Annotated in this window: 27 protein-coding genes and 1 pseudogene; 17 read left to right on the forward strand and 11 right to left on the reverse strand. The window is 71.7% G+C overall.

The features are described 5' to 3' along the window. Nucleotides 1-27: 27 nt before the first annotated feature. Together SMA5143A_RS16065 and SMA5143A_RS16070 are read left to right on the forward strand one after the other, a co-directional pair. A complete protein-coding gene (locus tag SMA5143A_RS16065) occupies nt 28-1,017 on the forward strand; it encodes a BtrH N-terminal domain-containing protein (protein WP_107463590.1) in 990 nt (329 codons plus the stop codon). Between the two features lie 130 nt (nt 1,018-1,147). Then, on the forward strand, nt 1,148-1,711 hold the full coding sequence (locus SMA5143A_RS16070) for a dihydrofolate reductase family protein (protein ID WP_107463591.1): 564 nt from the start codon (nt 1,148-1,150) through the stop codon (nt 1,709-1,711). Here the strand turns inward: SMA5143A_RS16070 and SMA5143A_RS16075 are convergent. Further along, nucleotides 1,693-2,511, reverse strand: a pseudogene (locus SMA5143A_RS16075) (substrate-binding domain-containing protein); the annotation flags it as partial. The gene SMA5143A_RS16070 and the pseudogene SMA5143A_RS16075 sit on opposite strands and share 19 nt — an antisense overlap. A gap of 129 nt (nt 2,512-2,640) precedes the next feature. Here SMA5143A_RS16075 and SMA5143A_RS16080 point away from each other — a divergent pair. From SMA5143A_RS16080 to SMA5143A_RS16095, 4 genes are all read left to right on the forward strand, one after another. Next, nucleotides 2,641-3,540 carry a PhzF family phenazine biosynthesis protein gene (locus SMA5143A_RS16080; RefSeq protein WP_258193556.1) on the forward strand — a complete coding sequence of 300 codons (900 nt, stop codon included), beginning with the start codon at nt 2,641-2,643 and terminating at the stop codon, nt 3,538-3,540. 162 nt (nt 3,541-3,702) lie between these two features. Further along, nucleotides 3,703-4,425, forward strand: coding sequence for a hypothetical protein (locus tag SMA5143A_RS16085; RefSeq protein ID WP_107463593.1), 723 nt, complete (start codon nt 3,703-3,705; stop codon nt 4,423-4,425). Between the two features lie 43 nt (nt 4,426-4,468). Next, complete coding sequence (locus tag SMA5143A_RS16090) at nt 4,469-5,284, forward strand: methyltransferase domain-containing protein (protein ID WP_107463594.1); 816 nt, start codon at nt 4,469-4,471, stop codon at nt 5,282-5,284. Nucleotides 5,285-5,341: 57 nt separating this feature from the next. Beyond that, a complete protein-coding gene (locus SMA5143A_RS16095; protein WP_107463595.1) occupies nt 5,342-6,250 on the forward strand; it encodes a phytoene/squalene synthase family protein in 909 nt (302 codons plus the stop codon). A gap of 30 nt (nt 6,251-6,280) precedes the next feature. Here the strand turns inward: SMA5143A_RS16095 and SMA5143A_RS16100 are convergent, their stop codons facing one another. The 3 genes from SMA5143A_RS16100 to SMA5143A_RS16110 all read right to left on the reverse strand — a co-directional run bounded on the left by SMA5143A_RS16100 (nt 6,281) and on the right by SMA5143A_RS16110 (nt 7,962). Further along, complete coding sequence (locus SMA5143A_RS16100; RefSeq protein ID WP_107463596.1) at nt 6,281-6,874, reverse strand: DinB family protein; 594 nt, start codon at nt 6,872-6,874, stop codon at nt 6,281-6,283. Nucleotides 6,875-6,933: 59 nt separating this feature from the next. Further along, nucleotides 6,934-7,578, reverse strand: coding sequence for a GNAT family N-acetyltransferase (locus SMA5143A_RS16105; protein ID WP_107463597.1), 645 nt, complete (start codon nt 7,576-7,578; stop codon nt 6,934-6,936). A gap of 150 nt (nt 7,579-7,728) precedes the next feature. After that, nucleotides 7,729-7,962 (reverse strand): hypothetical protein, encoded by a 234-nt coding sequence (locus SMA5143A_RS16110; RefSeq protein WP_107463598.1) that lies wholly within the window; start codon nt 7,960-7,962, stop codon nt 7,729-7,731. 179 nt (nt 7,963-8,141) lie between these two features. Here SMA5143A_RS16110 and SMA5143A_RS16115 point away from each other — a divergent pair, with 179 nt between their 5' ends. From SMA5143A_RS16115 to SMA5143A_RS16125, 3 genes are all read left to right on the forward strand, one after another. Then, a complete protein-coding gene (locus SMA5143A_RS16115) occupies nt 8,142-9,230 on the forward strand; it encodes a glutamate--cysteine ligase 2 (RefSeq protein ID WP_107463599.1) in 1,089 nt (362 codons plus the stop codon). Between the two features lie 158 nt (nt 9,231-9,388). Further along, the gene (locus SMA5143A_RS16120) at nt 9,389-11,116 is read left to right on the forward strand and encodes a SpoIIE family protein phosphatase (protein WP_107463600.1); all 1,728 of its coding nucleotides are present in this window, start codon (nt 9,389-9,391) and stop codon (nt 11,114-11,116) included. A gap of 165 nt (nt 11,117-11,281) precedes the next feature. After that, nucleotides 11,282-11,728 (forward strand): ATP-binding protein, encoded by a 447-nt coding sequence (locus SMA5143A_RS16125; RefSeq protein ID WP_107463601.1) that lies wholly within the window; start codon nt 11,282-11,284, stop codon nt 11,726-11,728. A gap of 106 nt (nt 11,729-11,834) precedes the next feature. On the opposite strand, the gene SMA5143A_RS16130 is transcribed toward SMA5143A_RS16125, so the two are convergent. The 3 genes from SMA5143A_RS16130 to SMA5143A_RS16140 all read right to left on the reverse strand — a co-directional run bounded on the left by SMA5143A_RS16130 (nt 11,835) and on the right by SMA5143A_RS16140 (nt 13,619). Then, nucleotides 11,835-12,293, reverse strand: coding sequence for an ATP-binding protein (locus SMA5143A_RS16130; protein WP_375136493.1), 459 nt, complete (start codon nt 12,291-12,293; stop codon nt 11,835-11,837). Between the two features lie 48 nt (nt 12,294-12,341). Further along, entirely contained in the window at nt 12,342-12,644 is a 303-nt protein-coding gene (locus tag SMA5143A_RS16135; protein WP_107463603.1) for a DUF5133 domain-containing protein, read from the reverse strand. Between the two features lie 108 nt (nt 12,645-12,752). Then, on the reverse strand, nt 12,753-13,619 hold the full coding sequence (locus SMA5143A_RS16140) for a SigB/SigF/SigG family RNA polymerase sigma factor (RefSeq protein ID WP_107463604.1): 867 nt from the start codon (nt 13,617-13,619) through the stop codon (nt 12,753-12,755). A gap of 359 nt (nt 13,620-13,978) precedes the next feature. Here SMA5143A_RS16140 and SMA5143A_RS16145 point away from each other — a divergent pair, with 359 nt between their 5' ends. The 7 genes from SMA5143A_RS16145 (at nt 13,979) to SMA5143A_RS16175 (ending at nt 20,487) form a co-directional block, all read left to right on the forward strand. Continuing rightward, nucleotides 13,979-14,857 (forward strand): RNA polymerase sigma factor SigF, encoded by an 879-nt coding sequence (locus SMA5143A_RS16145; RefSeq protein ID WP_375136494.1) that lies wholly within the window; start codon nt 13,979-13,981, stop codon nt 14,855-14,857. 120 nt (nt 14,858-14,977) lie between these two features. Further along, on the forward strand, nt 14,978-15,370 hold the full coding sequence (locus tag SMA5143A_RS16150; RefSeq protein ID WP_107463605.1) for an STAS domain-containing protein: 393 nt from the start codon (nt 14,978-14,980) through the stop codon (nt 15,368-15,370). A gap of 537 nt (nt 15,371-15,907) precedes the next feature. After that, the gene (locus tag SMA5143A_RS16155) at nt 15,908-16,807 is read left to right on the forward strand and encodes an STAS domain-containing protein (RefSeq protein WP_107463606.1); all 900 of its coding nucleotides are present in this window, start codon (nt 15,908-15,910) and stop codon (nt 16,805-16,807) included. Next, nucleotides 16,804-17,244 carry an STAS domain-containing protein gene (locus tag SMA5143A_RS16160; RefSeq protein ID WP_107463607.1) on the forward strand — a complete coding sequence of 147 codons (441 nt, stop codon included), beginning with the start codon at nt 16,804-16,806 and terminating at the stop codon, nt 17,242-17,244. The genes SMA5143A_RS16155 and SMA5143A_RS16160 overlap by 4 nt, the downstream gene beginning before the upstream one ends. After that, nucleotides 17,244-17,684, forward strand: a complete 441-nt coding sequence (locus SMA5143A_RS16165) for an anti-sigma regulatory factor (protein WP_107463608.1) — start codon at nt 17,244-17,246, stop codon at nt 17,682-17,684. The genes SMA5143A_RS16160 and SMA5143A_RS16165 overlap by 1 nt, the downstream gene beginning before the upstream one ends. After that, entirely contained in the window at nt 17,684-18,745 is a 1,062-nt protein-coding gene (locus SMA5143A_RS16170) for an ATP-binding SpoIIE family protein phosphatase (protein ID WP_107463609.1), read from the forward strand. Before SMA5143A_RS16165 ends, SMA5143A_RS16170 begins: the two co-directional genes overlap by 1 nt. Beyond that, nucleotides 18,742-20,487 carry a PP2C family protein-serine/threonine phosphatase gene (locus tag SMA5143A_RS16175; RefSeq protein WP_107463610.1) on the forward strand — a complete coding sequence of 582 codons (1,746 nt, stop codon included), beginning with the start codon at nt 18,742-18,744 and terminating at the stop codon, nt 20,485-20,487. The genes SMA5143A_RS16170 and SMA5143A_RS16175 overlap by 4 nt, the downstream gene beginning before the upstream one ends. Nucleotides 20,488-20,539: 52 nt before the next feature. On the opposite strand, the gene SMA5143A_RS16180 is transcribed toward SMA5143A_RS16175, so the two are convergent. From SMA5143A_RS16180 to SMA5143A_RS16195, 4 genes are all read right to left on the reverse strand, one after another. Beyond that, nucleotides 20,540-21,349, reverse strand: a complete 810-nt coding sequence (locus tag SMA5143A_RS16180) for an SAM-dependent methyltransferase (RefSeq protein ID WP_055521161.1) — start codon at nt 21,347-21,349, stop codon at nt 20,540-20,542. 33 nt (nt 21,350-21,382) lie between these two features. Beyond that, complete coding sequence (locus tag SMA5143A_RS16185) at nt 21,383-21,928, reverse strand: hypothetical protein (protein ID WP_107463611.1); 546 nt, start codon at nt 21,926-21,928, stop codon at nt 21,383-21,385. 242 nt (nt 21,929-22,170) lie between these two features. Next, entirely contained in the window at nt 22,171-22,422 is a 252-nt protein-coding gene (locus tag SMA5143A_RS16190) for a DUF397 domain-containing protein (RefSeq protein ID WP_107463612.1), read from the reverse strand. 3 nt (nt 22,423-22,425) lie between these two features. Next, nucleotides 22,426-23,247, reverse strand: a complete 822-nt coding sequence (locus SMA5143A_RS16195) for a helix-turn-helix domain-containing protein (RefSeq protein WP_107463623.1) — start codon at nt 23,245-23,247, stop codon at nt 22,426-22,428. A 305-nt stretch (nt 23,248-23,552) separates the two neighbouring features. On the opposite strand from SMA5143A_RS16195, the gene SMA5143A_RS16200 reads away from it, so the two are divergent. Beyond that, nucleotides 23,553-24,965 (forward strand): hypothetical protein, encoded by a 1,413-nt coding sequence (locus tag SMA5143A_RS16200; RefSeq protein WP_107463613.1) that lies wholly within the window; start codon nt 23,553-23,555, stop codon nt 24,963-24,965. Nucleotides 24,966-25,011 lie beyond the last annotated feature (46 nt).

Consider the following 25,011-nt stretch of genomic DNA (forward strand, 5'->3'; position numbering starts at 1 on the left):
CCCCGAGCCGCCTTGGGAGTACTCCTCATGACCATGGTCGACGGCATCGACGCCCGGGGTATGCAGCACTGCGAGACGACCACGCTCGCGGTGCTGCTGCGCCACCAGGGACTCGATCTGTCCGAAGCCATGCTCTTCGGGCTCGGTGCCGGGCTGTCCTTCATCTACTGGGACAGCAAGAGCATGGACTTCCCCTTCCTCGGGGGACGCGTCAAGCCCTTCGCTCTCACCACCGGCCTCGCGGACAGGCTCGGGCTGGAACTCCAGGTGAAGGAGACCACCTCGCCCCGCAAGGCCTGGGAGAACGTGACGGCCGCCGTCGGGACCGGCCGGCCCGTGGGGCTGCAACTGGACAGCTACCACCTCGACTACTTCACCTCCCGCGTGCACTTCGGCGGGCACATCGTCGCCCTGTACGGCTACGACGACCAGCACGCCCATCTCGTCGACACGGCCCAGCAGGGCGGCGCGGTGACCACCAGCCTGGACGGTCTCGCCCGGGCCCGGGCCGAACGCGGGCCGATGGCCGCGAGGCACCGCTCCTTCACCCTCACCGTCCCGGCGGACGCCGCCCCGCCCCGGGAACGGATCGTCCCGGCCATCACCGCCTGCGCCGGTGCCTTCCTCGACCCGCCCATCGCCAACCTGGGCCACCGGGGCATCGACAAGGCCGGAAAGCTGGTCCCCACCTGGCTCCGGCGGAGCGACGATCCCGAGCACGATCTGCCGCAGGCGGCCCTGCTGATGGAGAAGGCCGGGACCGGCGGTGCCCTCTTCCGCAACCTCTACCGCGACTTCCTCGCCGAATGCGCCGAACAGATCGACAGCCACCACCTGCGCACGGGGCACGCGCTGTACGCGGAGGCCGCCGGGCTGTGGACGCACACCGCGGCACTCATCACCCGAGCCGGTCGGACCGGCGACGCCCAGTACCTCGTCCAGGCCGGCACCCAGCTGCGTGAACTCGCACGGATGGAACGCGAAGCAATGCAGACACTCAGCCGTCTGGAGCCCTGAACGCGCTCACGGCCCGCCCGCGTCCTTCGCGAGCACCCGGCGGTGCGGCGTACGGCATCCGACGGTGCGGCGTACGGCATACGGCGGCGGGCGGTCGTACCGTCGGACCCGTCACCGAGGAGGACTTCCGATGCGCAGAGTGACCTATTCGATGAACATCTCGCTCGACGGGTACATCGTCGGACCGGACGGCGGCTTCGACTGGGCGCCGCCCGACGAGGAGGTCTTCCGCTCCTGGATCGACGAGATCCGAGGGGTCGGCACCCATCTGCTGGGGCGGCGCCTGTACGAGACGATGCTGTACTGGGAGACCGCCGACGAGGATCCCTCGCTCGACGAGGCGCAGCGCGAGTGGACCGCGCTCTGGAACCCGCTTCCCAAGGTGGTGTTCTCCAGCACGCTGTCGACGGTGCGGGGCCATGCCCGCCTGGCCTCGGGCGGCCTGGCGGAGGAGATCGAGCGGCTGCGGGCCGAGCCGGAAACGGGCGACATCGCGATCGGCGGTGCGACCCTCGCCGCCGAGGCCGCCGAGCAGGGGCTGATCGACGAGTACCGGGCCAGGGTCTACCCGGTGCTGGTCGGGGGTGGCATCTCCTTCTTCCCCCGGCACGAGCGGCACGTGGATCTCGAACTCCTCGACACCCGGACCTTCACCTCGAAGGTCGTCTACCTCCGCTACCGCGTGGTGCGCTGAGAGCCGCCCCCCGGCGTCTCACCGTCCGCCCACTGCCGCGTCATCTCCTCCACGAGAGCCTCCGCGGCCGGCGACGTCCACCGCCTGCGGTGGCGGGCCAGCCGTACGGGCACATCGCTGAAGTCCGGCGCCGGTACGCGCGCCAGTCCGCCCTGGCGTACCTGCTCCTCCACGCTCGTCAGCGGCAGGAGGGTCAGCCCCAGTCCGGCGGCGACGCACGAGCGGGCGGCGTCGACGCCACCGAAACGGGTCAGCCGCGGCCGGGCGTCCGGCACGGCGAGCAGCCGCCGCTCCAGCGCGTCGCTGTACGAGCAGCCCTCCTCCAGCAGGAAGAAGGTCTCCCTCGCCAACCGCGCCCAGGTCGGAGCATGTTCGCGTCCGGCGAGGGGGTGCCCGGAGGCGCAGACGAGGGCGAGCTCCTCACGCGCCACCGTCTCGGCCACGACATCCGGGAACGGCAGCTCCGCCTCGTCCTCCAGCAGCAGCGCCAGATCCAGCCGCCCGGACCGCAGACCGTCCACGCATTCGCCCGTTCCGGCCGCGTACAGGTCGACGTCCACCTCGGGATGACGGGTCCGCAGTGCGGCGATCACCGGGGGCAGCCTGGTCGCGCACAGCGACTCGGGGGTGCCGACGCGGACCCGCCCCCGTACGACCCCGTCACCGCCCTCGCCGGCCCCCGCACCACCGGCCCGGAGCCGTGCCACGGCGTCGAGCACCTCCTGTGCTCCTTCCAGCCGTCGTCGCCCCGACTCGGTGAGCAGCGTTCCGGTCGGCAGCCGGTCGAACAACCGGGTGCCCCAGGAGTCGGGCGTCCACGAGGCCAGGGTAGGTGTCTGCCGCTGTGCCTGCGTCTATGTGCTCTGCCGATCGGTTCGATCGATGATGATCGTTGGACGCGATCGGTGGGCCACTGGCAGCTTGGACGCATGACCAGCGACACGTACGACAAGAACGATGTGACCGGCATGGGTTCAGGGGCCGTCGCCGTCCTGCGCTACTCCGCCTTCACCGGCGACGCGGCAGGTGGCAATCCGGCCGGAGTGGTCCTCGACGCCTCCGCGCTCGACGACGCGGCGATGCTCGCGATCGCCGCCGAGGTGGGGTACTCGGAGACGGCTTTCGTCACCTCCGGCGACGCGTCCACGCGCCGCTTCCGGGTCCGTTACTTCAGTCCGCTCGCCGAGGTGGCGTTCTGCGGTCACGCGACGGTGGCCCTTGCCGTGGCCCTCGCGGAACGGCTGGGCGCGGGTGACCTCCTCTTCGACACGCCCGTCGGCGAGATCCCCGTCGCCACCGCGATCGACCCCGCCGACGGCGCGGCCCGTGCGACCCTCACCAGCGTGCCGGCCCGCTCCCGCCCGGCCACGCCGGGTGAACTGGGCGAGGCCCTCGAAGCCCTGCGCTGGTCCGTGGAGGACCTGGACACCGCCCTGCCTCCCCATGTGGCGTTCGGCGGCAACGAGCACCTCGTCCTCGCCGCCGCCTCCCGGGCCCGTCTCGCCGACCTGGACTACGACTTCGACGGCCTCGCCGACGTGATGCGCCGCCACGGCTGGACGACGGTCCACCTGGTGTGGCGGGAGTCGCCGTGCCTCTTCCACGCCCGCGACCCGTTCCCCGTGGGCGGGGTCGTCGAGGACCCGGCGACCGGCGCGGCCGCGGCGGCCTTCGGCGGATATCTGCGCGCTCTCGGCCTGATCACCGCCCCGTCCACGATCGGCATCCGTCAGGGCGAGGACATGGGTCGCCCCAGCGACCTGCGGATCGATGTGTCCGCCGAGGACGGCCGTGTCCGCGTCACGGGCGGGGCGGTGCCCATCGGGTGACCCCGCACCGGGTTGGGTGAAGGTGGCACCGGCTGTGGCCGGTCCGCGGGCGGCATGCAGAATCTAGCCAGGACGCGCAACTGCCGATGGCTGGAACTCGTCCCTTGTACCCGAGCCGACGAGGCTCGCAGAGCACTCGAACCACGAAGTGGGGGGCGGAACATGAACCTGACGCCGAGGAAGAGCCGACGCAGACCCGGCGCCGTCCGGACGGCCGTGTTGAGCGTGTGCGCCGCTGCGGCGCTGGGCCTGACCGGTTGCTCCGGGGCCGGCGGCACGGACGACACCGGCAGCGACGCGCAGCCGAGCGCGAAGGCGACGAGCGGCGCCGGCACAAAGGGGGACAAGAAGGGGGCGAACGCCGGTACCACGACGGGCGGGAAGTCCGACGCGAAGGCATCCGAGGGCACGGACGCGGGCTCGGGTGCGGACAGCGGCGGCAAGTCGGGCGGCGGCACCTCGGTCACCTCGAAGCCGTCCGAGCCCGCGACGACGGGGTCCGGGGGCGGTGGGGGCGGCTCCGACGAGGGTGACGACTGCGACCACAAGATGCCCATCTCCCCCGACGAGATCGCGGTCTACCGCTACACACCGGAAGGGGGGTCCTTGAACCTGATCGTGAAGCACGGCAACTGGGGATGCGGCACCCCCGACTCGGACGGCGCACCCTTCGAGACGGTCGGCAAGGAGACGTACATCCCGATGGACCAGGCCGCGTACGTCACCGTGACCAACCCCATCGTCGAAAGCACCACGAACCAGAAGATCGGCGTCCAGGAGTTCCTCGACTGGCTCGACGCGAACCCGAACTCGGGGCTCGTCTTCACGTACCACCTGGGCGACAACGGGGCCATCGACAGCCTCGAGGAGGTCTTCACCCCCTAGGGGCTGTCGTCAAACTCCCGTCGTCGCACGGCATGATCGGGGGATGACCGAGCGCGCACCGGACGGGTACCTCCTGGACAACCGACAGCCCGAGGCGGGCGACCGTTTCGAGGCGCTGGCCGCCCTCTTCGACGGCTCCACCTTCCGGCACGTCGACCGTCTCGGCATCGCGGCGGGCGGGCGCTGCTGGGAGGTGGGGGCCGGTGGTCCCTCGGTGATCCGGGGTCTCGCGGAGCGGGTCGGGCCCGACGGATACGTACTGGCGACGGACATCGACACCTCGTGGATGACGGCGGCGACGGCGCGGCAGGTCGAGTTGCTCCGCCATGACATCGCCGTCGACGCGCCACCGTCCGGTGCTTTCGACCTCGTCCACGCCCGTCTGGTGCTCGTCCATGTCAGAAACCGTGAACGGGCTCTGCGGGTCATGGTGGACGCCCTGCGGCCCGGTGGGTGGCTCCTGCTGGAAGACGCCGATCCCGCGCTGCAACCACTGGCCTGCCCTGATGAATCCGGACCGAGGCAGCAGCTCGCCAACGAGATCCGCCGCGGATTTCGCCGGCTGCTCGGCGAGCGCGGGGCGGACCTCTCCTACGGACGCCGGCTCCCACGCCTGCTGCGCTCGGCGGGCCTGAGGGACGTACAGGCGGACGCGTACTTCCCGCTCACCAGCCCGGCGGGCACCGCCCTGGAGCGGGCGACGGTGCTCCAGATCCGCGAGCAGTTGACGGCCAAGGGCTACGCCACGGACACCGACATCGACACCCACCTCACCAACATCGCGACAGGCGAACTCGACGTGGCTACGGCGCCGATGATCTCGGCATGGGGGCGGAAGCCCGGTGCGAGGCCCAGCTAGCCGGACACCGTGGCGCACGCGGCGCCGGTGTGCGGGCGTGGCGCATACGATCTGGGTATGGGTTCGTGGGAGCGGGGTCTTGATGCTGCGGGGGTTCGGGGAGCCCGATTGCGTGGGGACTATGGGGCGCAGCGGAGCGTCGTGGCTCGGTTTCGGCGGGCTTCCTATGTGGCGGTCCGGCTGTTGTTGCCGCCGTCCTTGGTGCCTCATGTGGTGGCTGCCACGGCCGTGATGCATCACGGGGACAATCTGCTGGACACCGGGACCCGGGCGCGGCGTGCGACGGCGTGGGCGAGCTGGGAGGGCCGGGTTCGGCGGGCGTTGGAGACGGGGGTCGGCGACGATCCGTTGATGCGGACCCTGGTGCACACCATGGAGGCGTATCCGCGGCTTCGCGGTGTGGTGGAGGCGTATCTGTCCACGGCCACCGCCGAGTTGGAGTTCGACGGCTTCGCCACCGAGACGGATTTCCAGGCGTACGTGGACGCCTACTCGCTGCCGGGTTTCATGCTCGTCGCCTCGTTGATCGGGCCGGACGCCGACGACGGGTCGTTCCGGGCGGGGTGCCGGACGTTCATCGAGGCGGGCCAGCGGCTCGACTTCGTCAACGACCTCGCGGAGGACCTGCGGGAGGGGAGGCTCGGCGTGCCGATGGAGACGCTGAAGCGGTTCTCCGTCAGCGTGGAGGATCTCGCGGCGGGGCGTGAGTCGCCGGGTGTACGCGAGTTGGTGGAGGAGCAGGTGCGGGCGGCCCGTGTCGGGTTGTTGGCGTCCCGGGAGCTGTCGGCCCTTGTTCCTGGGCCCAGTCGGGCGTTGGTGGAGGCGCTCGTGGAGATCGAGTTGCTGACCGCCGACTCGGCGCTGCGGCGGGGTGCCGAGCTGCTGCGTGGCTCGGCGTCCCCGCCTCCTCTGGGCGCCGTGCGGGTGTTGGCACGCGGCTGGCGGAGGGCTCGCGCGGAGCGTTGAGTCGTCCGGCCGGGCCCTGCGCGGACCGGGTCAGGTGTCGCGGTCGGCTTCCTTCGCCGCCTCTTCCAGCCGGCTTCTGTACCTCTCCCACCAGGCCGGATCCCCCGACGGCAGGCTCGTGTTGCTCACGCTCATGCCCGCGGAGCCGTCCAGGAGTTCCCTGACGATGTCGGCGTGGCCGGCGTGGCGGTGGGTGTCCGCGGTCACGCGGACCACGGCGTGGTGGAGGGTCACCTCGTTGCGGTGGCTCGGCCACCACGGCACCCTGCCGATCGTGTCGAGAGGCAGCGCGTCGATCGTCGCGTCCGCGTGCGCCCAGGCTCGGCGGTAGAGGTCGACGAGGTACGCGCGGGACTCCTCCACGGTGGCCCACATGTCCGCGTTGAGATCCGCCCCGTCGTCGAGCCAGGGCAGGGGCTCACCCGAGGGGCGGGCGAAGGTGTCGCCCAGATAGCCGAGTTCGATGCCGGCGCAGTGCTTCACCAGACCCAGGAGATTGGTGCCGGTGGGGGTCATCGGGCGGCGGATGTCGTACTCCGACAGCCCTTCCAGCTTCCAGAGCAGGGCGTCGCGGGCTTCCTGCAGAGAGAAGCGGAGGTCGGCCTTGGGGTCAGTGGGGCCCATGGGGACGGCACGGACTGTGGGACCAGCCGTGGCGGTGGGGTCTGGTGAGGTCATGGGGGTCAGTCTGCCGCTCCTGCGATCTCCGTCCATCTGCCCAGGTAGGTCACCGGGCCGGGGTCCGGGACCTCGATCTCGTGGAAGCCGAGGCAGTCGTAGAAAGCGCGGGCCGGTGTGTTGGCGGTCAGCATGGAGAGGTGGACGGCGTTCACCTCTCGCTCGCGCAGGGCCCCGAGGAAGGTGTGCATCAGGGCTCGGCCATGGCCCTGCCCCTGCCAGTCGGGGAGCAGATCGATGTGCAAGTGGGCGGGGTAGGCGGCCACCTCGGGGACGAGCATGCGCTCGGGGCGGTACAAGAGCTCGGTGATCGCCTCGTCGGGTGTGCGCGGCGGGGACGGCGGCGCCGGGAAGCGCTTCGCCACGCGGGGGAGCCACTTCGTACGGAATTTCTCCACGAAGGCGGGGGTGTCCGCGGTGCCGAGGATGTAGCCGACGGCCCGGCCCTCACCGTCGTCCAGGACGAACGTCAGGCCCGGTTCGAGGTGGGCGTAGGGCGTCGCGAAGATCGCCGGGAAGATGTCGGGGTCGGCGTAGTGGGGGCGGCTGTCCTGACCGACGTGGGCGGTGCGTACGCAGATCTCGTGGAGCGCCTCGGCGTCCTCGGGGCGGTACGGGCGTACGGCGGCGGGCGCGGCGGGTCGAGTCACCGCAACATCCTGTGCGTTCCGGGGCCGTTGTGGCAACCGTCGCTCCCTCCGGCCGGCCTGGCGCGGCCCGCCCCGCTTTCAAGGGCCCGGACATGGTGCGGCCCGGGTGAGAGGGCTCACCCGGGCGTGTGGGGACCTCCCCGCCGGCGGTCAGTGCGCCAGGCGTCGGCTCAGCATCTGCTTGCCGAGTTCGGCTCCCTTGCGGCTGTCGGCCTGTGCCTTGCGGAACAGCTCGGTCACCTCGGCGTCGCCGGCCCGCTCCGCGTCCTGGATGTAGGTCTCGAGCCGCAGCGCGTTCTCCAGGCAGGCCTCGACGTACCAGATCAGGTTGTAGTCCTTGTCTGCCGTGCCGGTCACATGGCCGGTCTCAGCGGTGCTGGTCACGTTCTCCTCCTCCTCGGTCGGGGGCTGGGCCGCGCCGGTTCGGCGCGGCTTCCTGAGCGCAGCACGGGTACCCGGCCCGTGGAGGCGTACACGGCCCTGTGCCGTCCGACGGCAAGGTGTCCCGACCGCGTGCGAGGGCACACGGCTGTCACCACCTCATGGGAGAAGGGCCAGATCACGTGCGTACCGTCGGAGTGGAAGAAGAACTCCTCTTGGTCGATCCGGAAACCGGTGAGCCGCAGGCCAGGGCCGCGGCGGTGCTCGCGCGCGCCTCGCGGGACGGAACGGGGCAGGACGTGTTCGAGAAGGAGCTGCACGACGAGCAGGTCGAGTTCGCGACGCATCCCCAGTCGAAGATGACGGACCTCGGGTCGGAGATCGTCCGCTGCCGCAAGGACGCGGCACGGCACGCCGAGGAGGTGGGCGGTGCCGTCGTGGCGCTGGCCACGTCGCCGCTGCCCGTGCACCCGACGATCACGATGAACAGCCGGTACCAGTGGATGGCCCGGGAGTTCGGCCTCGACACGCAGGTGCAGCTGGTGTGCGGCTGCCATGTCCATGTGTCGGTGGAGTCCGAGGACGAGGGCGTGGCCGTGCTGGACCGTATCCGGCCGTGGCTGTCCGTGCTGACGGCGCTCAGCGCGAACTCGCCGTTCTGGCAGGGCCGCGACAGCGGGTACGCCAGCTACCGCAGTCAGGTGTGGGACATGTGGCCGATGGCCGGTCCGACGGAGCTCTTCGGCACGGCCGAGCGGTACCACCGCTGCGTGGCGGAGCTGACCGCCACGGGAGTCGTGCGCGACGAGGGAATGGTGTACTTCGAGGCGCGGCTCGCCCAGCGGTATCCGACCGTGGAGATCCGGGTCGCGGACGTGTGTCTGCACCCCGACACCGCGGTCCTCGTCGCGGCGCTGACCCGGGGGCTCGTCGAGACCGCGGCCCGGGAGTGGCGGGCCGGCCGGGAACCGCTCGGTCACACGGCCGGGCTGCTGCGGCTGGCCCGGTGGCGGGCCGCCCGTTCCGGTACGACGGAGAACCTCCTGGACCCGGCGACGATGCGCCCCCGGCCCGCCGACGAGGTGATCCACTCCCTCGTGGACCACGTCGAGGAGGCCCTCGCCGACAACGGCGACCTCGATCTGGTCCGCGACACGATCGCCACGCTCTCGCGGCGCGGCAACGGTGCCCGGGTGCAGCGGGAGGTGATGGAACGGACGGGCAGCCTGCGTGAGGTCGTCGCCGCCTGCGTCCGGCACACACAGGCGTGAGGTCACCCTGGCCGGGCGGCCTTCCCTGGGCGAAAATGTCGTGCGCGTAGGTCGGCGCGTACGGGGTATTGCGTTCCGAACGTGCGTCGGCGCTCCTCCCCCGGTGTGAGGCCGGCGGCGGCCCCGTTCGCAGAGTCTCGAAGGCGAGGAATCCGAGCATGAACGCGTGGAGTCCCGACCACACCGCCGGGCGGCGTCCCGGTCCCGCGGTGCGGTCGCCAGGCGAGCTGCCCGACCTGGTGCACGCGGGCATGTATGTGGTCGACGACCACGGGTCCATCGTCGCGGTGAACGCTCGGGCCGAGTTCCTGCTCGGCCGTTCGGCCGACGCGCTCGTCGGCCGGGACGCCCACGATCTGCTGCACCGCGACGGCCTCGGCCAGAGCATGCCGCGGGCCGCCTGCCCCATGATGCACGCGTTCCTCGGCGGCAGTACGCGGGGCGGGGCGCACGAGTGGTTCGCCCGGGGCGACGACACCCTGCTGCCGGTGTCCTGGCTGGTCACCCCGTGCAGGCTCGGAGGGGGCGTGCTCGGCGCCGCGGTCCTGTTCTACGAGACGGACCCCGAGGAAGGGGTGCCCTCGACGGCGGCCTCGCCGACGCTGTCGCAGCTGGACCGGCTGGCCCTGCTCGCCGAGACGACGACCCGGCTGACCTCCACGCTGGATGCCGAGGAGGCCGTGGCACGGCTGGTGCGGCTGGTGGTGCCTCGGCTCGCGGACTGGGCGGTGATCGACCTGATCACCGAGAGCGACGACGTCTGGCGGACCGCGGTGGCGACCCATCACGGCGGTGCCGTGGTGCGGTGCGAGGAACTGGAGGGGCCGCTGCCGCCGGTGCACGAGGAGTCGCTCATGCCGTTGTCGCGGGCGCTGCGGGGGGCGGCGTCCACCCTGGCCGGGCCGCAGACGTACCAGGGGCCGCCGGACTCGGGGATCGCGGTGGCACAGCAGCGGTTGTTCAAGGTGACGGGCATGCAGTCGGCGGCGATCGCGCCCATCCGGGGGCCGCGCGCGGTGCTGGGCGCCCTCACGCTGGGCCGCAACGCCGAGTCGGGGGTCATGACGGACGCCGAGCTGTCGCTGCTGGAGGACATCGCGCGGCGGGCGGGGCTGGCGCTGGAGAACGCCCGGCTGTACCAGCGGCAGCGGCACATCGCGGAGACCATGCAGCGGCATCTGCTGCCGCAGCTGCCGGAGGTGCCGGGACTGAGCATGGCCGCGCGGTACGTGCCGGCGTCGCAGTCGGCGCAGGTCGGCGGCGACTGGTACGACGCGTTCACCCTGGCGGACGGGGCGACGGCGGTGGCCATCGGGGACGTCGTGGGGCACAACATCGACGCGGCCGCGGGAATGGCGCAGATCCGCAACATGCTCCGCGCCTACGCCTGGGCGCTGGAGGAGCCGCCGAGCGCGATCGTGGAGCGGCTGGACCAGGCCGTGGTGAACGTGGCCGAGGCGTCCATGGCCACCATGATCTTCGGCCGGGTGGAGCGGAACGCCGACGGGTGGGCACTGCGGTGGACCAACGCCGGTCATCCGCCGCCGTTGCTGATCACGCACGACGGGCGGTCGGCCTTCCTCGACGAGGAGCACGACCATCTGCTCGGCACCGGCCTCGTCCGCGGCCGTACCGACACACGGACCCCGCTGCCACCGCTGTCCACGCTGGTGCTGTACACGGACGGCCTGATCGAGTCGCCCGGGCACATCCTGGACCGCGGTATGGCCCGGTTGCGGCAGCACGCCGCGGCGCTGGCCCACCGTCCCCTGCATGTGTTCTGCGACCTGCTGCTGGAGCGGGCGCGTCCGGCGGAGAACGACGACGACGTGGCGCTGCTGGTTCTGCGGACACCTGCCGGAGAAGGTGAGTCGGCCGGGCGGTAGCGGGCACTCGTACGGGGAGAGCGGCAGGAGGCCACAGTCTTCCCCAATGCCCCATACATCCCTACCATTTCGAACGCGTAGCCGCTCTCATCGGGGGAAGCACGTGTCTCTGAGAGGGAACGCGAGTGCGCGTCAGCCTCGATGAGCCGAGCCGGGAAAGACGAGATGGCAACAGAGCCGTGTTGGGACGACAAACTGCCTTCCGAGGAGATCCAGAAGAGTCACGCCGCCTTCGACGGGGAACTCGGCGACGTGACGGGTGCCCGTGCGACGGCCGAGGGGTTCCTCGGCGCGCTGGCGCGCACGTCCGAGCCCACGGCGCAGGAGCACTGGGACGACATTCTGCTGGTGGTGACCGAGCTGGCCGCGAACGCCGTGCAGTACGCGCCCGGGCCGTTCGAACTCACCTTGCGCCGCACCTACGACGGGGTGCACGTGATGATGCACGACACCAGCGTCACGTCGCCCGAGCCGCGCCCCTTCCATCCGAGCAAGGGCGGCGGCGGTATCGGCTGGTATCTCATCCACACGCTGTGCGACGAGGTCAGCGTGGTGGTGCACGACCAGGGCAGGCAGCGCGGCAAGGACATCCACGTCTTCCTGCCCTGGTGAGCCCCGAGCCCTGGTGAGCCCCGAGGGGGGATGCTCCGCCCTCCGGTGGGAGACGACACGGAAGCGCCCCGGCCCGGTGGGTCGGGGCGCTTGCCTGTCTTCGGGATCAGGTCAGCGGCACCAGGACACTGATCGTCTTCCCGCCCTCCACCCGGCCGCGGACGTCGACCTGACTGGACAGCCGGTTGATCAGCGGCCAGCCGTATCCGCTGCCCTCGTGGGAGCGGGGCGGCATACCGGGACCGTGGGCGGCGGCGGGGACGGCGGGACTGTAGTCCCGCACGTCCAGGCGTACGCCGTCCTCGGTCACGCGGACGTCGAAGCCAGCCAGCCCGCCGCCGTGCCGGACCGCGTTGGTGACCAGCTCGGAGACGACCAGCAGCAGATCGATCATGGCTGCCTCGGTCGGCGGCCCCGACGGCGAGCGCCACCCCTCCCCCACGACCGAGCGCACATAACGGCGGGCGGCCGCGGCACTGGTGATGGTGACCGGAGGGCGCGCCGCGTCCGCGGACAGGCCCTCGGTGGAAGCTGTGCGGTGCTCTCCGACCGGTCGGCGTTCCATCGCCGTCATGCTGTGCGCGGGGCCGGCGAAGGAGGACAGGCGTGTGCGTCAGTGTTCATGAAGCGCCACATACCCGCTCCCGCCCGGACCATGACTGCCGAGATCGCCACTCGTTCCCATCCCGTGCCCGCACAGCTCGGCCGTCGCCGTGGCCTGCGCGGCGGCGAGCTGCCGGCGTGCGGCCTCCAGGGCCTGCCGGACGTCGCGGGTGCCCGTGGACACGCACAACGTGTACGCGAGGTCCTGCGCTCGGCGCGTGGCCTGCGGGTCGCTCTGCTCGCCCTCGTACGACTTGAGCGACTCGTACTCCTCGACGAGTCGGCGCAGCGTCGCGGGATGGGGCATCAGCATCTGGTTCGCTCCTGGGTGAACTCGACGACAGGATTCATGGACGGGAGGACTGGTTCCGTGGAGGGATCGGTCCCGGGCGCGGCCCTCTGTGGGTGCCCGGGCGGTCGCTCAGCTGTCGCGGCTGCGCCGGCCGTCGCGGTCGCCGGTTCGGGCGGCCTGGCCGAGGGCCTCCTCACGGACCCGTGCGCAGCTGCGGCTGATGAGGCGGGAGACGTGCATCTGGGAGATGCCGAGGCGGTCGGCGATGCGGTTCTGGGTCATGTCCTCGAAGAAACGCATATAGAGGATGGCGCGCTCCCGTTCGGGCAGTCGGCGCAGCCCTTCCTTGGCCGCCTCCCGGTCGACGACGACGTCGTACGCCTCGTCGCACGAGCCGAGGGTGTCGGCGAGGCTGTAGCCGTCGTCCCCGGAGGACATCTCGGCGTCCAGCGAGAGGGCGCTGAAGCTCTCCAGCGCCTCCATGCCCGCGTTGACCTCTTCCTCGGTGAGCCCGGTGTGGGCGGCGATGTCGGCGATGGAGGGCTCGGTGGCGCCGGAGGTCTGGCTGAGTTCACGGCGGGCGACGCGGACCTTGTTGCGCAGGTCCTGCACGCGACGGGGGACCCTGAGGGTCCACATCCGGTCGCGGAAGTGGCGTTTGATCTCTCCGGTGATGGTGGGTACGGCGTAGCTCTCGAACGCCCCCCGTTCGGGCTCGTAGCGGTCCACCGCCTTCACCAGGCCCATGGCGGCGACCTGGCGCAGGTCCTCCAGTGACTCGCCCCGGTTGCGGAACCGGCCCGCGATGCGGTGCGCCATGGGCAGCCAGGCCTGTACGAGAGCGTCTCGTACGGCGTCCCGCTCGGGTCCTTCGTCCATCGCGGCCAGCCGGGCGAAGGCGGCGGCGGTGTCGGGGGCGTCGTCGTGTGACCTTCTGTCGATGGTGCCGGGGCGGGCGGACGTACCGGATCCGTTTGCGGACACGTTGACCAGCATGCGGAATCGCTCCTGAACGACGCTGTCAGGGACTCGCGGAGGGGAACGGCGGGCGGGCGACCAGGACCCGGACGCGGAACACCGTTTCCTCCGGCGCGCCTCCGTCACGGAGGCGTGGAGAACCGATTGCCCCTCGATTCGGGAGGCAAACAACCGTGCGCCGCCTTCTTCGTGTCGGTTACACGTACCGGGTGACGTGGCCGGTGGGGCGGCCGGGCCGACCGGGTGGGGTCGCGGCGACGACTTCCGGCCAGAGTGCGGAGCGGGAGCATCCCTTTCGGGGCGGAGTGGGACTGACTCGGGTGGACGGGGGCAAGCGTGGGGTGGCAGCAGGCATTCGGGCGAGAGGGGTGGACAGCATGGCAGCCGTGACGGCAGCACGGACAACGGCCACGGCACGTGAGAAGGTCCTGACCAGGGGGGCGGCCCTGCCGTGGATCGAGGACCCGTCGCAAGTCAAGCCGAAGGACGCGCGGGCGATGTCGCGGCAGTTCTTCGACCGGCTGGCCATGCTGGACGAGGGGACCCACGACTACCAGTACGTGCGCAACACGCTGATCGAGATGAACCTGTCGCTGGTGCGGTACGCCGCCTCGCGCTTCCGCGGCCGTGAGGACTCCCTGGAGGACATCGTCCAGGTCGGGACGATCGGGCTGATCAAGGCCATCGACCGGTTCGAGCTGTCGCGTGAGGTGGAGTTCACGACGTTCGCCGTGCCGTACATCGTCGGCGAGATCAAGCGCTTCTTCCGTGACACGAGCTGGGCCGTTCATGTGCCGCGGCGGCTCCAGGAGGCGCGCGTGGAGCTGGCCAAGGCCACGGACGAGCTGCAGTCCCGGCTGGGCCGGATGCCGACCACGCGTGAGCTGTCGGAGCTGATGTCCCTGTCCGAGGAGGAGGTCATCGAGGCGCGCAAGGCCTCCAACGGCTACAACACCTCCTCGCTGGACGCGGCGCTCACCTTCGACGGCGGCGAGGACGGCGACACGGTGCTGGGGGACCTCATCGGCGAACTGGACCCGTCGCTGGAACTCGTCGAGGACTTCCATTCGCTGGCGCCGCTGATCGCCCAACTCGACGAGCGCGAGCGGCGGATCATCCATCTGCGGTTCGTCGAGGAGCTCACCCAGTCCCAGATCGCCGCGCAGCTCGGTGTGTCACAGATGCATGTCTCCCGGTTGATCAGCCGCATCATCAAGCGGCTGCGCAAGGGACTCCTGGAACCGGGTGTTGCCTGATCACACCCCGTGTGGACGGATGATTCGCGGGTATGCGCACGGGCGCGTCGCCGAGCGATGCGTCGAATTCGTTTGATCGGGGCACCCGGCCCCGATCGGTAGCGCCTGTGGGAGGCCCTTGTGTCCGTTGCCCAGAACCCCCTGTCGATCAAGGTGGATCTGCCGCGCGAGGATGCCGTTCTGCTCACCATCGAAGGGGAACTGGACATCGATACGGCGACCGAGCTGCAACATCATCTGGCGAATCAGCTGAGCCACGGTCGACGGCATTTCCTCCTCGATGTGTCGGCTGTGCCCTTCATGGACTCGTCGGGCATGAACATCATCCTGCGGACCTATCAGGAGGTACGGGAGATCCCGGGGGGTGTGTACGTCATCGCCCCGACGCCGGCGGTGCGGCGGATCCTCGACCTCACCGGGGTCAGCCTCACGGTGGCGACGGTGGACAGTGTGGACGAGGCGTTGGAGGCCGTGGACTCCGGTCGACTGCCGAGCCCGCCGGACGAGGTGTAGTCGTCGAAGGCGAGTGGCGGGCGGCGCCGCTCGGGCGGTGTCCGCGGGTGGGTGGGGTCGCACAGAAGGCCAATGGTTGTCGTTTGACAACTGTCGCCGAAAGCAACAGAGTGAGCGCGAGGCAAGCACGTGGGAAGGGTTCGGATGCCTTTCGGACCGGGGCCGGGTCGACGGTCGGACGCTCCTGGCGTCGACGGCGTCCCCCTCGTGGATCCGTGCCCCGGCGGTGTCGCGCGACGCGCGGCAGGGCCGTCCGCGCCGACCCGCTCGTGGGCGCGGCGCGCACCGGCCGACGACGCCGGACCCGCCCGCGTCGTACCCCAACTCCTGGAGCCCGCCGCGGAGTCGGCCGGCCGAAGGGGGTGCCGGGCGGCGCGTGCGCGAGTCGGCACGGGCCCCGGGAGTCGCGTCGGGCGACCGGCTCCTCCTCATGGGCGCCGGACCGTACGACGCCCTGACCGGGTTCGCCGCCCCAGGACTTCGCCCCCCACTCGTTCCCCGCAGCGGGGAGTCACCACAGCACGTGAGGAGAGACCCGTGCCGGAGCAGGACACGGCAGCCCATCGCAGGACACCGGCCGAGGAGGTGGCGGGCTTCCTGCGCGACCGGCAGGAGCAGATCGCGCAACGCTGGGCCGACGCCGCGCTGTTCCGTACCGTCTTCACCCACTCCCGGGACGAGGCGGTGGAGGCGGGCCGGGCCGTCGTGGACGCGCTCGCCGCGGTGGCCACCGCGGGCACGGTCGAGGACGCGGAGTCCGGCGGCTTCCACGTCGTGCGCGACCAGCTCGCCCGTACGGCGGCCTCCCGGGCGCGGGCCGGTTCCAGCATCACCGAGATCTCCCGTGAGGTCGACGCGCTGCGGCCCCCCGTCACCGAGCTGTTCCTCGCCGAGTTCCCCGACGCGCCGGCGGAACACGTCCGCGAGTGCGCCACGACCCTGACCGTCCTCATGGGCACCCTGCGTCTGGTCGTGCTGGAGACGGCGCTGAGCGAGGGCGAGGAGGTCATCCACCGGCAGCGACTGCAACTGCTCGAAGTCGCCACCCCGGTGATCAAGCTGTGGGAGGGCATCGTCGCCGTCCCCCTGATCGGCACCCTGGACAGCGCGCGCAGCCAGGTCGTGATGGAGACGCTGCTGGACTCCATCGTCGAACAGCACGCCAGGTTCGCCATCCTGGACATCACCGGCGTCCCGACCGTCGACTCCCTGGTGGCCCAGCATCTGATGAAGACGGTCGCGGCGGCACGGCTGATGGGGGCCGAGTGCATCGTCTCCGGGATCCGGCCGCCCATCGCGCAGACCATCGTGCACCTGGGCATCGACCTCAGCTCGGTGCTCACCCGGGCGAGCCTCGCGGACGCCCTCGCCTACGCGCTGCGGCAGCAGGGCGCGGACATCGTCGCGCGCGAGGGCGCCGGTTCGGAGTACAGGTGAGCGGCGCCTTCCCCTCGCCGTACGGCGGGCCGTCCCCCTACTCGGCTCCGGTCCCGGTGCTCAAACTGGGTGACGTGCTGCTGGTGACGCTCCAGGGGGATCTGCACGACGGCACGGCGGAGCAGCTCCAGCAGGACATCAGCGACACGGTCGCCCGCAGCGGGGCCACGGGGGTGGTCATCGACCTGTCGGGCGTCGAGATCGTCGACTCGTTCCTGGGGCGGGTCCTCGGTGACATCGCCGCCCAGACGAGTCTGCTCGCCGCCCGGACCGTGATCTCCGGGATGCGTCCTGCGGTGGCGATCACCCTGGTGGAGCTGGGGCTGACGCTGCCCGGGCTGCGTACCGCGCTCACCACCGAGGACGCGATGCGTCTCCTCGGCGACCGGCGCCCGACCCTCCCCCGCCCGGGGCACACCCGCCAGGAGAGTGTGTGATGCAGACCGCCGGCGGCGTCTCCGCCTGCCTGCCGATCCACTCGGACCTGGATCTGGTGTGGGTACGGCAGCATGTGCGGCAGGCGGCCGCCCAGCTCGGCTTCGGCCTGGTCGAACAGACGAAACTGGTGACGGCGGCCAGCGAACTGGCCCGCAACACCCTGATCCACGGCGGCGGGGGCCGGATGGAGTGCGCGCCGGTGGCCGGCGGCGGCGTACAGGGGCTGCGGCTGGCGTTCATCGACGAGGGGCCGGGCATCCCGGATCTGGACCGGGCCCTCGTGGACGGGTTCACCTCCGGTGAGGGTCTCGGCATGGGGCTCGGCGGCGCGCGACGGCTGGTCCATGAGTTCGCCATCGACAGCCTGCCCGGCAGGGGCACCACCGTGACGGTGACGACCTGGCTGTCGGGTCCGCCACGGCAGCGCGAGGAGCGGTGATGTCCCGCGTGTGGGAGGTGCCGGTGCGCGACTCGACCCGGGTGCGCGACGCCCGGGTGGCGGCCGAGGCCGCCGCGCTGCGGGCCGGGCTGGACGAGGACCGGGCCGCCGAAGCGGCGCTCGTGGCGACCGAGTTGGCGACCAACCTGCTCAAGCACGCCGAGGGCGGCCTGATACTGCTGGACGTCGTGGACGGGCTGCCCGCGGGCGACGACCGGATCCCGATGGTGCAGATCGTGGCGATCGACCACGGGCCCGGCATGCGGGACGTGAGGGGCGCGCTGCGGGACGGGTACTCGACCACGTCCTCCCTGGGCGCGGGGCTCGGCACCTGTCGTCGGGTCGCCGACGACTTCGATCTGCACAGCACGGTCGGCCGGGGCACCGTCGCCCTGGCGCGGCTCGGTTCGCGTCGGCGGCGCGGCGCCGCGGCGCGTTCCGCCGGGCACGGCGTACGGGCGGGGGGCGTCAACATCCCGCTGGCGGGCGCGGAGTTCTCCGGCGACGCCTGGGCATGGGTGCGGGCGGACCACCTCACGACGCTGATACTCGCCGACGGGCTGGGGCACGGCCCCGAGGCCGCACGCGCCTCAGGGGCGGCGGTGGAGGAGCTGCGCCGGGTGCCCGATCTGCCGCCCGCGCAGGTCGTGCGCCGACTGGAGGGCGCACTGCGCGACACCCGGGGCGCGGCCGTCGCCGTCGCCCAACTCGACGCCTCGGCCGGGCGGCTGCTGTTCACCGGCGTCGGCAACATAGGGGCGCGGCTGCGGACCGGCGCGACGTGGCAGCCCCTGTTGTCGCGGCCCGGGATCGTGGGCGCGCACCGGTCGGCGACCATGCCGCAGCATGAGCTGCCCTGGGGGGACGACTGTCTTCTCGTGCTGCACAGCGACGGCCTGCCGAGCCGTTGGAGCCCCGGTCCGGCAGCCCACAGCACCGCTCTCGACCCCGCTGTCGTCGCCGCCGTGATCGTGCGTGACGCGAGCAGCTCCGCCCGGCCGGTCCGCGACGACACCAGCGTCGCGGTGCTGAGCCCCTCCCCGCCGGATCACCTCCCATGACCAGAACCTGGCACATCAGTTCCGTCACCGACGCGGCGCGGGCCCGGATCGCCACCGCGCGGCTGGCCACGGCGCACGGGGTGTCGCCGACCGAGCGCGCCCGGCTGGTGACCGCGCTCACCGCCCAGCTGCGGCAGTGCCTCACCAAGGGCGGCACCTGGCTGCTGAGCGCACGGGCCGTGGCGACACCGCCGGCCGGCAGCCGGTTCCTCGTGGAGGTGACGTCGGCGACGCAGCGGCCGGGCGAGTTCCGGCAGCCGTGGCGGCTGACCGTCGGCTGCGCCCAGGAGGCGGGTCTCCCGGACTCCGGGCATGTGGGCGACGATCCGGTGACGCTCGCCGAGGCCCTGTTCGGCGCGGACGAGGACGCCGCGCTACTGCTGGAGAAGCTCGACGAGCAGGAGGCGCTGGTCGCCTTCCACCGTGAGGAACTGCACCAGACCAATCAGGGTGTGCTCGCGCTGCACGCGGAGCTGGACGCGGCGGGACGCGCGCAGCGGGAGCTGTTCGCCGCCGAGCAGAGGGCCCGCGAGGAAGCGGAGAACGCGCGGGGGCGGCTCACGTTCCTCGCCGACGCCAGCGCCGCCCTGACGGCGTCGTTGAACCATGACGAGATCGTGCGGCTGCTGCCGACGCTGCTGGTACCCCGGTACGCGCGCACCGCCGACGTCTGGCTGTTCGACGGCGACGACGACGCGCGCCTGAGCGGTCCGCGCCCGGGGGCCGCCGTCCTGGCCGCCCGCCGGGGTCGCCCCCAGTACGCGGCGGACCACCCCGGTGGTCTGCCCGGGGTCGACGACCAGCCGCCCTCGGCGCTGGACCCCGAACGGCCGCTGCTGTGCGTACCCCTGATGACCCGCGGCGCTCCGCAGGGTGTGCTCACCCTGTCGCCGCCGGGCGAACGCTGGGACGCCGACGACGCGTTCATGTTGATCGAGCTGGCCCGCCGGGCCGGTGTCGCCCTGGAGAACGCCCGGCGTTTCGAGCACAACCGGGACATCGCCGAGACATTGCAGCGTGCCCTGCTCACCGAGCTGCCCCTGACACCGGGGCTGCGGCTCGCGGCGCGCTATCTGCCGGCCACCCGGGGCCTGAACATCGGCGGCGACTGGTACGACGCCTTCCGCCAGCCCGACGGCGGCCTGATCACCGTGATCGGCGACGTCACGGGACACGGGCTGCACGCCGCCGTGATGATGAGCCAACTGCGGACCGCGCTGCGCGCCTACGCGGTGGAGGGCAAGAGCCCCGGCCAGCTCCTCACCCAGCTGCATCTGCTGCTGCACCATCTGCAGCCCGACCTGTACGCCACGGCGGTGATCGCCCGTTTCCATCCGCACGAGCCGACCCTGACCTGGGCGGCCGCGGGCCACCCGCCGCCCGTGCTGCGCTCACCCGACGGCGGGGTGCGGGTGCTGGACGCCAAGCCGGGCGCGATGCTCGGGATCCCGCTGCGCCAGGAGATCGCCGACCACACCGTCCCGCTGCCGCCGGGATCGACGCTCGCGTTGTACACGGACGGTCTGGTGGAGCGCCGCGCCCAGGGCATAGACCCGGGCATCGACCGGCTGGCCAGGACGCTCGGCGCGCTCCGGCCGGCGACCCTCGACGAGGATCTGGAGGGGTCCGCCGACCTGCTGCTGCACCCGTTGCTGGACGACTCCGAGCACGAGGACGACGTCTGCCTGCTGCTGTGCCATGTGGACGGCGACACGGGGAAGGTCACGGCCCCGCTCCGGTGAACCGGCGGAGCGGGGCGGGCCCCTGGGGCGGCGCTGCTTCAGGCCGGGCGGGTCACGGCTTGTACGCCACTCCCCCGTACACGTCGGTCGGCTCCGGGGTGCTGCCCGGCTCCGGGCGCCACAGCGGGCAGGAGACGATGCCGGGTTCCAGCAGTTCGAGGCCCTCGTAGTAGGCGGTCAGCTGGCGGGGGCTGCGCAGCACGTAGGGGACGGCGCCGGTGTCGTCGTAGCCCTCCTGGGCGCGCTTGAGCTCGGCGTCGGTGTCGGTGCTGTCGTAGTGGACGAAGTAACTGCCCGGGGGCAGTGCCGCCTGGAGGCGGCGGACGATGTCCTTGGCCTCCTCGTAGTCCTGGATGTGACCGAGGATGCCCATGAGCATGAGGGCGACGGGCTTGCCGAAGTCGAGGATCTTCCCGGCGTGTTCGAGGATCGCGTCGGGGTCGTGCAGGTCGGCGTCGACGTAGTCGGTGACCCCTTCGGGGGTGCTGGTGAGCAGCGCCTGCGCGTGGCGCAGGACCAGGGGGTCGTTGTCGACGTAGACGATGCGGGACTCGGGGGCGACCTTCTGGGCGACCTGGTGGGTGTTGTCGTAGGTGGGCAGGCCGGTGCCGATGTCCAGGAACTGGCGGATGCCGCGTTCGCGGGCCACGAAGGTGACCGTGCGGATGAGGTAGACGCGGGAGGCCCGGGCCATCGTCTCGATGTTGGGGGCGATCTCCCGGTAGGCGTCGCCGGCGATCCGGTCGACGTCGTAGTTGTCCTTGCCGCCCATCCAGTAGTTCCAGATACGGGCCGAGTGCGGCACCGTGGTGTCGATCTTCGACAGTGCTTCCTGGTCGGGAGTGGGGTGGCCGTCTGGCATGGGGCTCTCCTGCCTCACTTCGCGTGGTCGTCGCTAATTTATCGTCAACTGCTCTGTGTCGTACCAGAGTTGGAGTCGACGGGGTTCGGTGGCCCGCGCGGGGCGGCTCGCCTCGCCCACGTGGACGGTCACGACCGGCACGTGCTGGGCGAGGGTGGCGAACGCGCGCGTGTAGGCGGTCGCGGCCTCCGCCGCCTCGGTGGCCTGCTCGTCGCCGGGCCGGTGGCCCCGCTCGCACGGGGTGCGGCCGGTCGTGGTCAGGTGGAGCATGGCGCCGTCGCGTTCGGCCACGGCCTCGGCGAAGTCGAGGGCCTGGATCCAGGTGACCCGGGACCGGCCGCGCTGCAGCGGTCCGTGGACCAGCTCGGCGATCAGTCGGCTGTCGACGGCCAGCCGGCCGGGCCCGGCGAGGAGTTCGCGGTAGGGCAGCGCGGGGTCGAGGTGGTGGAGACCGGGCGGCATGTGCCGGATCTGGAAACCCAGCCGGGCCAGCGCCGCGATGAGCAGACCGCGGCCGGGCCCTTCGTGACCCTCGACGATCAGGGTCCGGTAGCGGGTGAGGGTGGGGGGAGGGGTCATCCCCGCCCCTCGGGAGCGGCCCGGCCGGGGCGACCGGCGTGTCGGACGGTCGGCATGGCGCGACCGGGGACACGAGGCGGCGTGCGCATGCCGCTCCCTTCGGGTGGTGCGCCTGCGGTGGTGGCTCGCCCCGCGTGGGCGGGGTCCCCCAGTGTGCGCGGGCACCGGGCGCCGGGGGGAGTCCGTGCGGGCGTTGTCCGGTTGTGCGGGCGTAGTGATCCGGGAGCGTGGGGCTCAGCCGGTCAGGCGATCAGGAAGTCGGCCTGCCCGGCCTTGGCGCCTTCGAGGAACGCGACGATCTCCTCGCGCGAGTACACGAGGGCGGGGCCGTCGGGGTCCTTGGACTGGCGGAAGGCGACGCTGCCGTCGGGCAGCCGCTTGGCCTCGACGCAGGATCCGCCGTTGGTGCCGCTCCAGGGCTTGTGCCAGCCCTCGGCGCCGAGTTCGGGGGCGGGCATGCCGCTGTGGACGGGGCGGTCGGGTGTGCTTGCCATGTGTCACAACTCCTTGCGTAGTGCCGCCAGGATGTCCCTGGTCCGGGCCACCGGTTCCGCCTGCACGGACATCCGGTCCAGGACCTCCAGGTAGGTCACGACCTCCGCGGGCTGGTCGACGTACTGGGCGCCGGCGAGGCCCTCGGTGTAGACGATGTCGGGGAGTTCGGAGAAGCCGAAGCGGAAGTAGTGGAAGGGGCCGTACGCGCCGGGGTGCGGTCCGGCGGCGAAGCGCATGATCTGGATTCTGATCTTGGGTCGCTCCGTGGCCTCGACGAGCCGGTCGATCTGGGCCCGCATCACCTCGGGTCCGCCGACCGGGCGGCGCAGCACGGTCTCGTCGAGGATGGCCCAGATGGCGGGGGCCTCGGGTTTGACCAGCAGGTCCTGGCGTCTGACCCGTAACGCGACCCGGCGGTCGACGTCCTCGGGGCTCGCGTTGGGGAAGCCGACGCGCAGGAGCGCGGCGGCGTAGTCGTGCGTCTGCAACAGGCCGGGGACGTACTGGGGTTCGTAGAGGCGGATGACCTGGGCCTCGCTCTCCAGGCTCACGTACGCGCTGAACCATTCGGGCAGCACGTCGCGGAACTTGTGCCACCAGCCGGGTTGGTTGGCTTCCCGGGCGAGGGAGAGGAAGTCCTCGATCTCGGTGTCGGAGACCCCGTAGGTGCGCAGCAGCTCCTTCACGTAGGGGATGCGGAGGCCGACCTCGGCCTTCTCGATGCGGCGGACCGTCAGCGCGGTGACCTCGATGGCGCGGGCGGCCTCGTCGAAGGAGACACCGGCCTGCTCCCGTAACTGACGGAGCCGCTTGCCGAGAACCATGCGCAGGACCGTGGGCGCCGCCGGGGCGCTCCCTCCGACGCGGGTCTCACTCACGTGCAACCTCCCGGGGCGGGATTCACAGCGTGCAGTGTGCCACGCGATCCATTGACAAGGACAGGTCCTCGGAGTTCGTTCTGAAATTATCAGAACGCCGGTTGCGGGCTGAGTTGTTCGGCCACCATAGTGATCGAGCGACCTGCCGCACAGAGCGGGCAGTGTCCTTCGAACTCCTCCGGCCCGCCCCGGAGTTGGCGCAAGGGTGGGTACGGGTTCGCAGCCGCGCGCCGACATGATGCGACTCCTGGATGGCCGCCGTGACCAACGGATCAGCAAGGACCCCGGCGAAAACCCCCGGCGGGCCCAACAAGCCGCTCGCGGCCGCCCTGAAGGAGGCCGGCTGTTCGTACGCCTCCCTCGCCCTCCGGGTCAATGAGCTGGGCCGCTGCCAGGGCTCGGAGACCAACTACGACAAGGCATCGGTGACCCGCTGGTTACAGGGCCAGCAACCACGGGGCAACACACCGGAGTTGATCGCCGCCGTCCTCGGCGAACGACTGGGCCGTGCCCTGACTCCGGCGGATCTCGGCTTTCCGCTCGACCGGGGGCGGCCGGTGACGGGACGGGCGCTGATGTACGGGGAGAACGTGGCGGAGACCCTGCACACCCTGGTCGAGCTGGGGTCGACGGACATCTCACGGCGGAGCCTGCTGGGGTCGGTGCCGTTCGTGCCGGGCGCGCTGACGAACCCTCAGCGGGCCTGGCTGCTGTGGTTGGTGGAGAGCCGTGACACGCCCCGGCTCGCGTCCGTGTCCGGGGCGGGACCGGTGGAGCAGGTCCACGCGATGATCCGCATGTTCGACGAGATGGACAACCAGTACGGAGGCGGCGGGGTCCGTACGAGCATCGTGCAGTATCTGACCACCGAGGTCATCCCGATGCTGCAGCAGCGCGGCACACCGGCCAACCAGCGGCGTGAGCTGTTCGCCGCCGCGGCGCGGCTGGCCGCCATGGCGGGCTGGAGCTCGTACGACGCCGGGGAGTACGGCCTGGCCCAGCGGTACATGACGCAGGGGCTGCGATTGTGCGCGGAGGGCCGCGACCATGTGCTCGGCGGGCAGATCCTGGCGGGGCTGTCGCATCTGGCGACGAGTCTGGGCCGCCCCGACGAGGGGGTGGCGCTGGCGCGGGCCGGTGTCGCGACGGCGAAGGACGCGGGCAGCCCGCTGGGGCTGATGCGGCTGCACGCCATGTCCGCGCGGGGTCACGCGGCGCTCGGGCGGCCGCGTGAGACCGCCGAGGCGCTCCGCGCGGCGGAGAAGCAGCTCGAAGCGAGCCGGGGTCCGGCCCAGGAGTCGCCGTGGGTGCGGTTCCTCGACCACCACTATCTGCAGGCCGAGTCGGCCGTCTGCTTCCGTGACCTGGGGCTCGCCGCGCAGGCCGAGCAGACGGCGAGCGAGTCGGTGCGGGCGCACGCCGACCGGAGGCGGCGTCAGGCCATCAGCCGGTCCGTCCTGGCCACGGCCCACCTCCAGCAGAACCGCCTCGACGAGGCCGTCGCCACCGCCACCGACGCGCTGGAGGCGCTCAGCGGGGTGCACAGCGAGCGCTCCATCCAGGCCCTGCGCGACTTCCGAGGCCGGCTCGCATCCCGTCGGCACGAGCCGGTTGTGCAGGAGTTCGAACGCCGGTCGCGGGTGGTACTGGGGGCGGCGGCCTGAGGGGTCGCCGAAGCCCTAGGGCGTGTTGCGAAAGTCCCGTCTGCCC

This window comes from Streptomyces sp. MA5143a (genome assembly GCF_900290235.1).
Classification (GTDB): domain Bacteria; phylum Actinomycetota; class Actinomycetes; order Streptomycetales; family Streptomycetaceae; genus Streptomyces.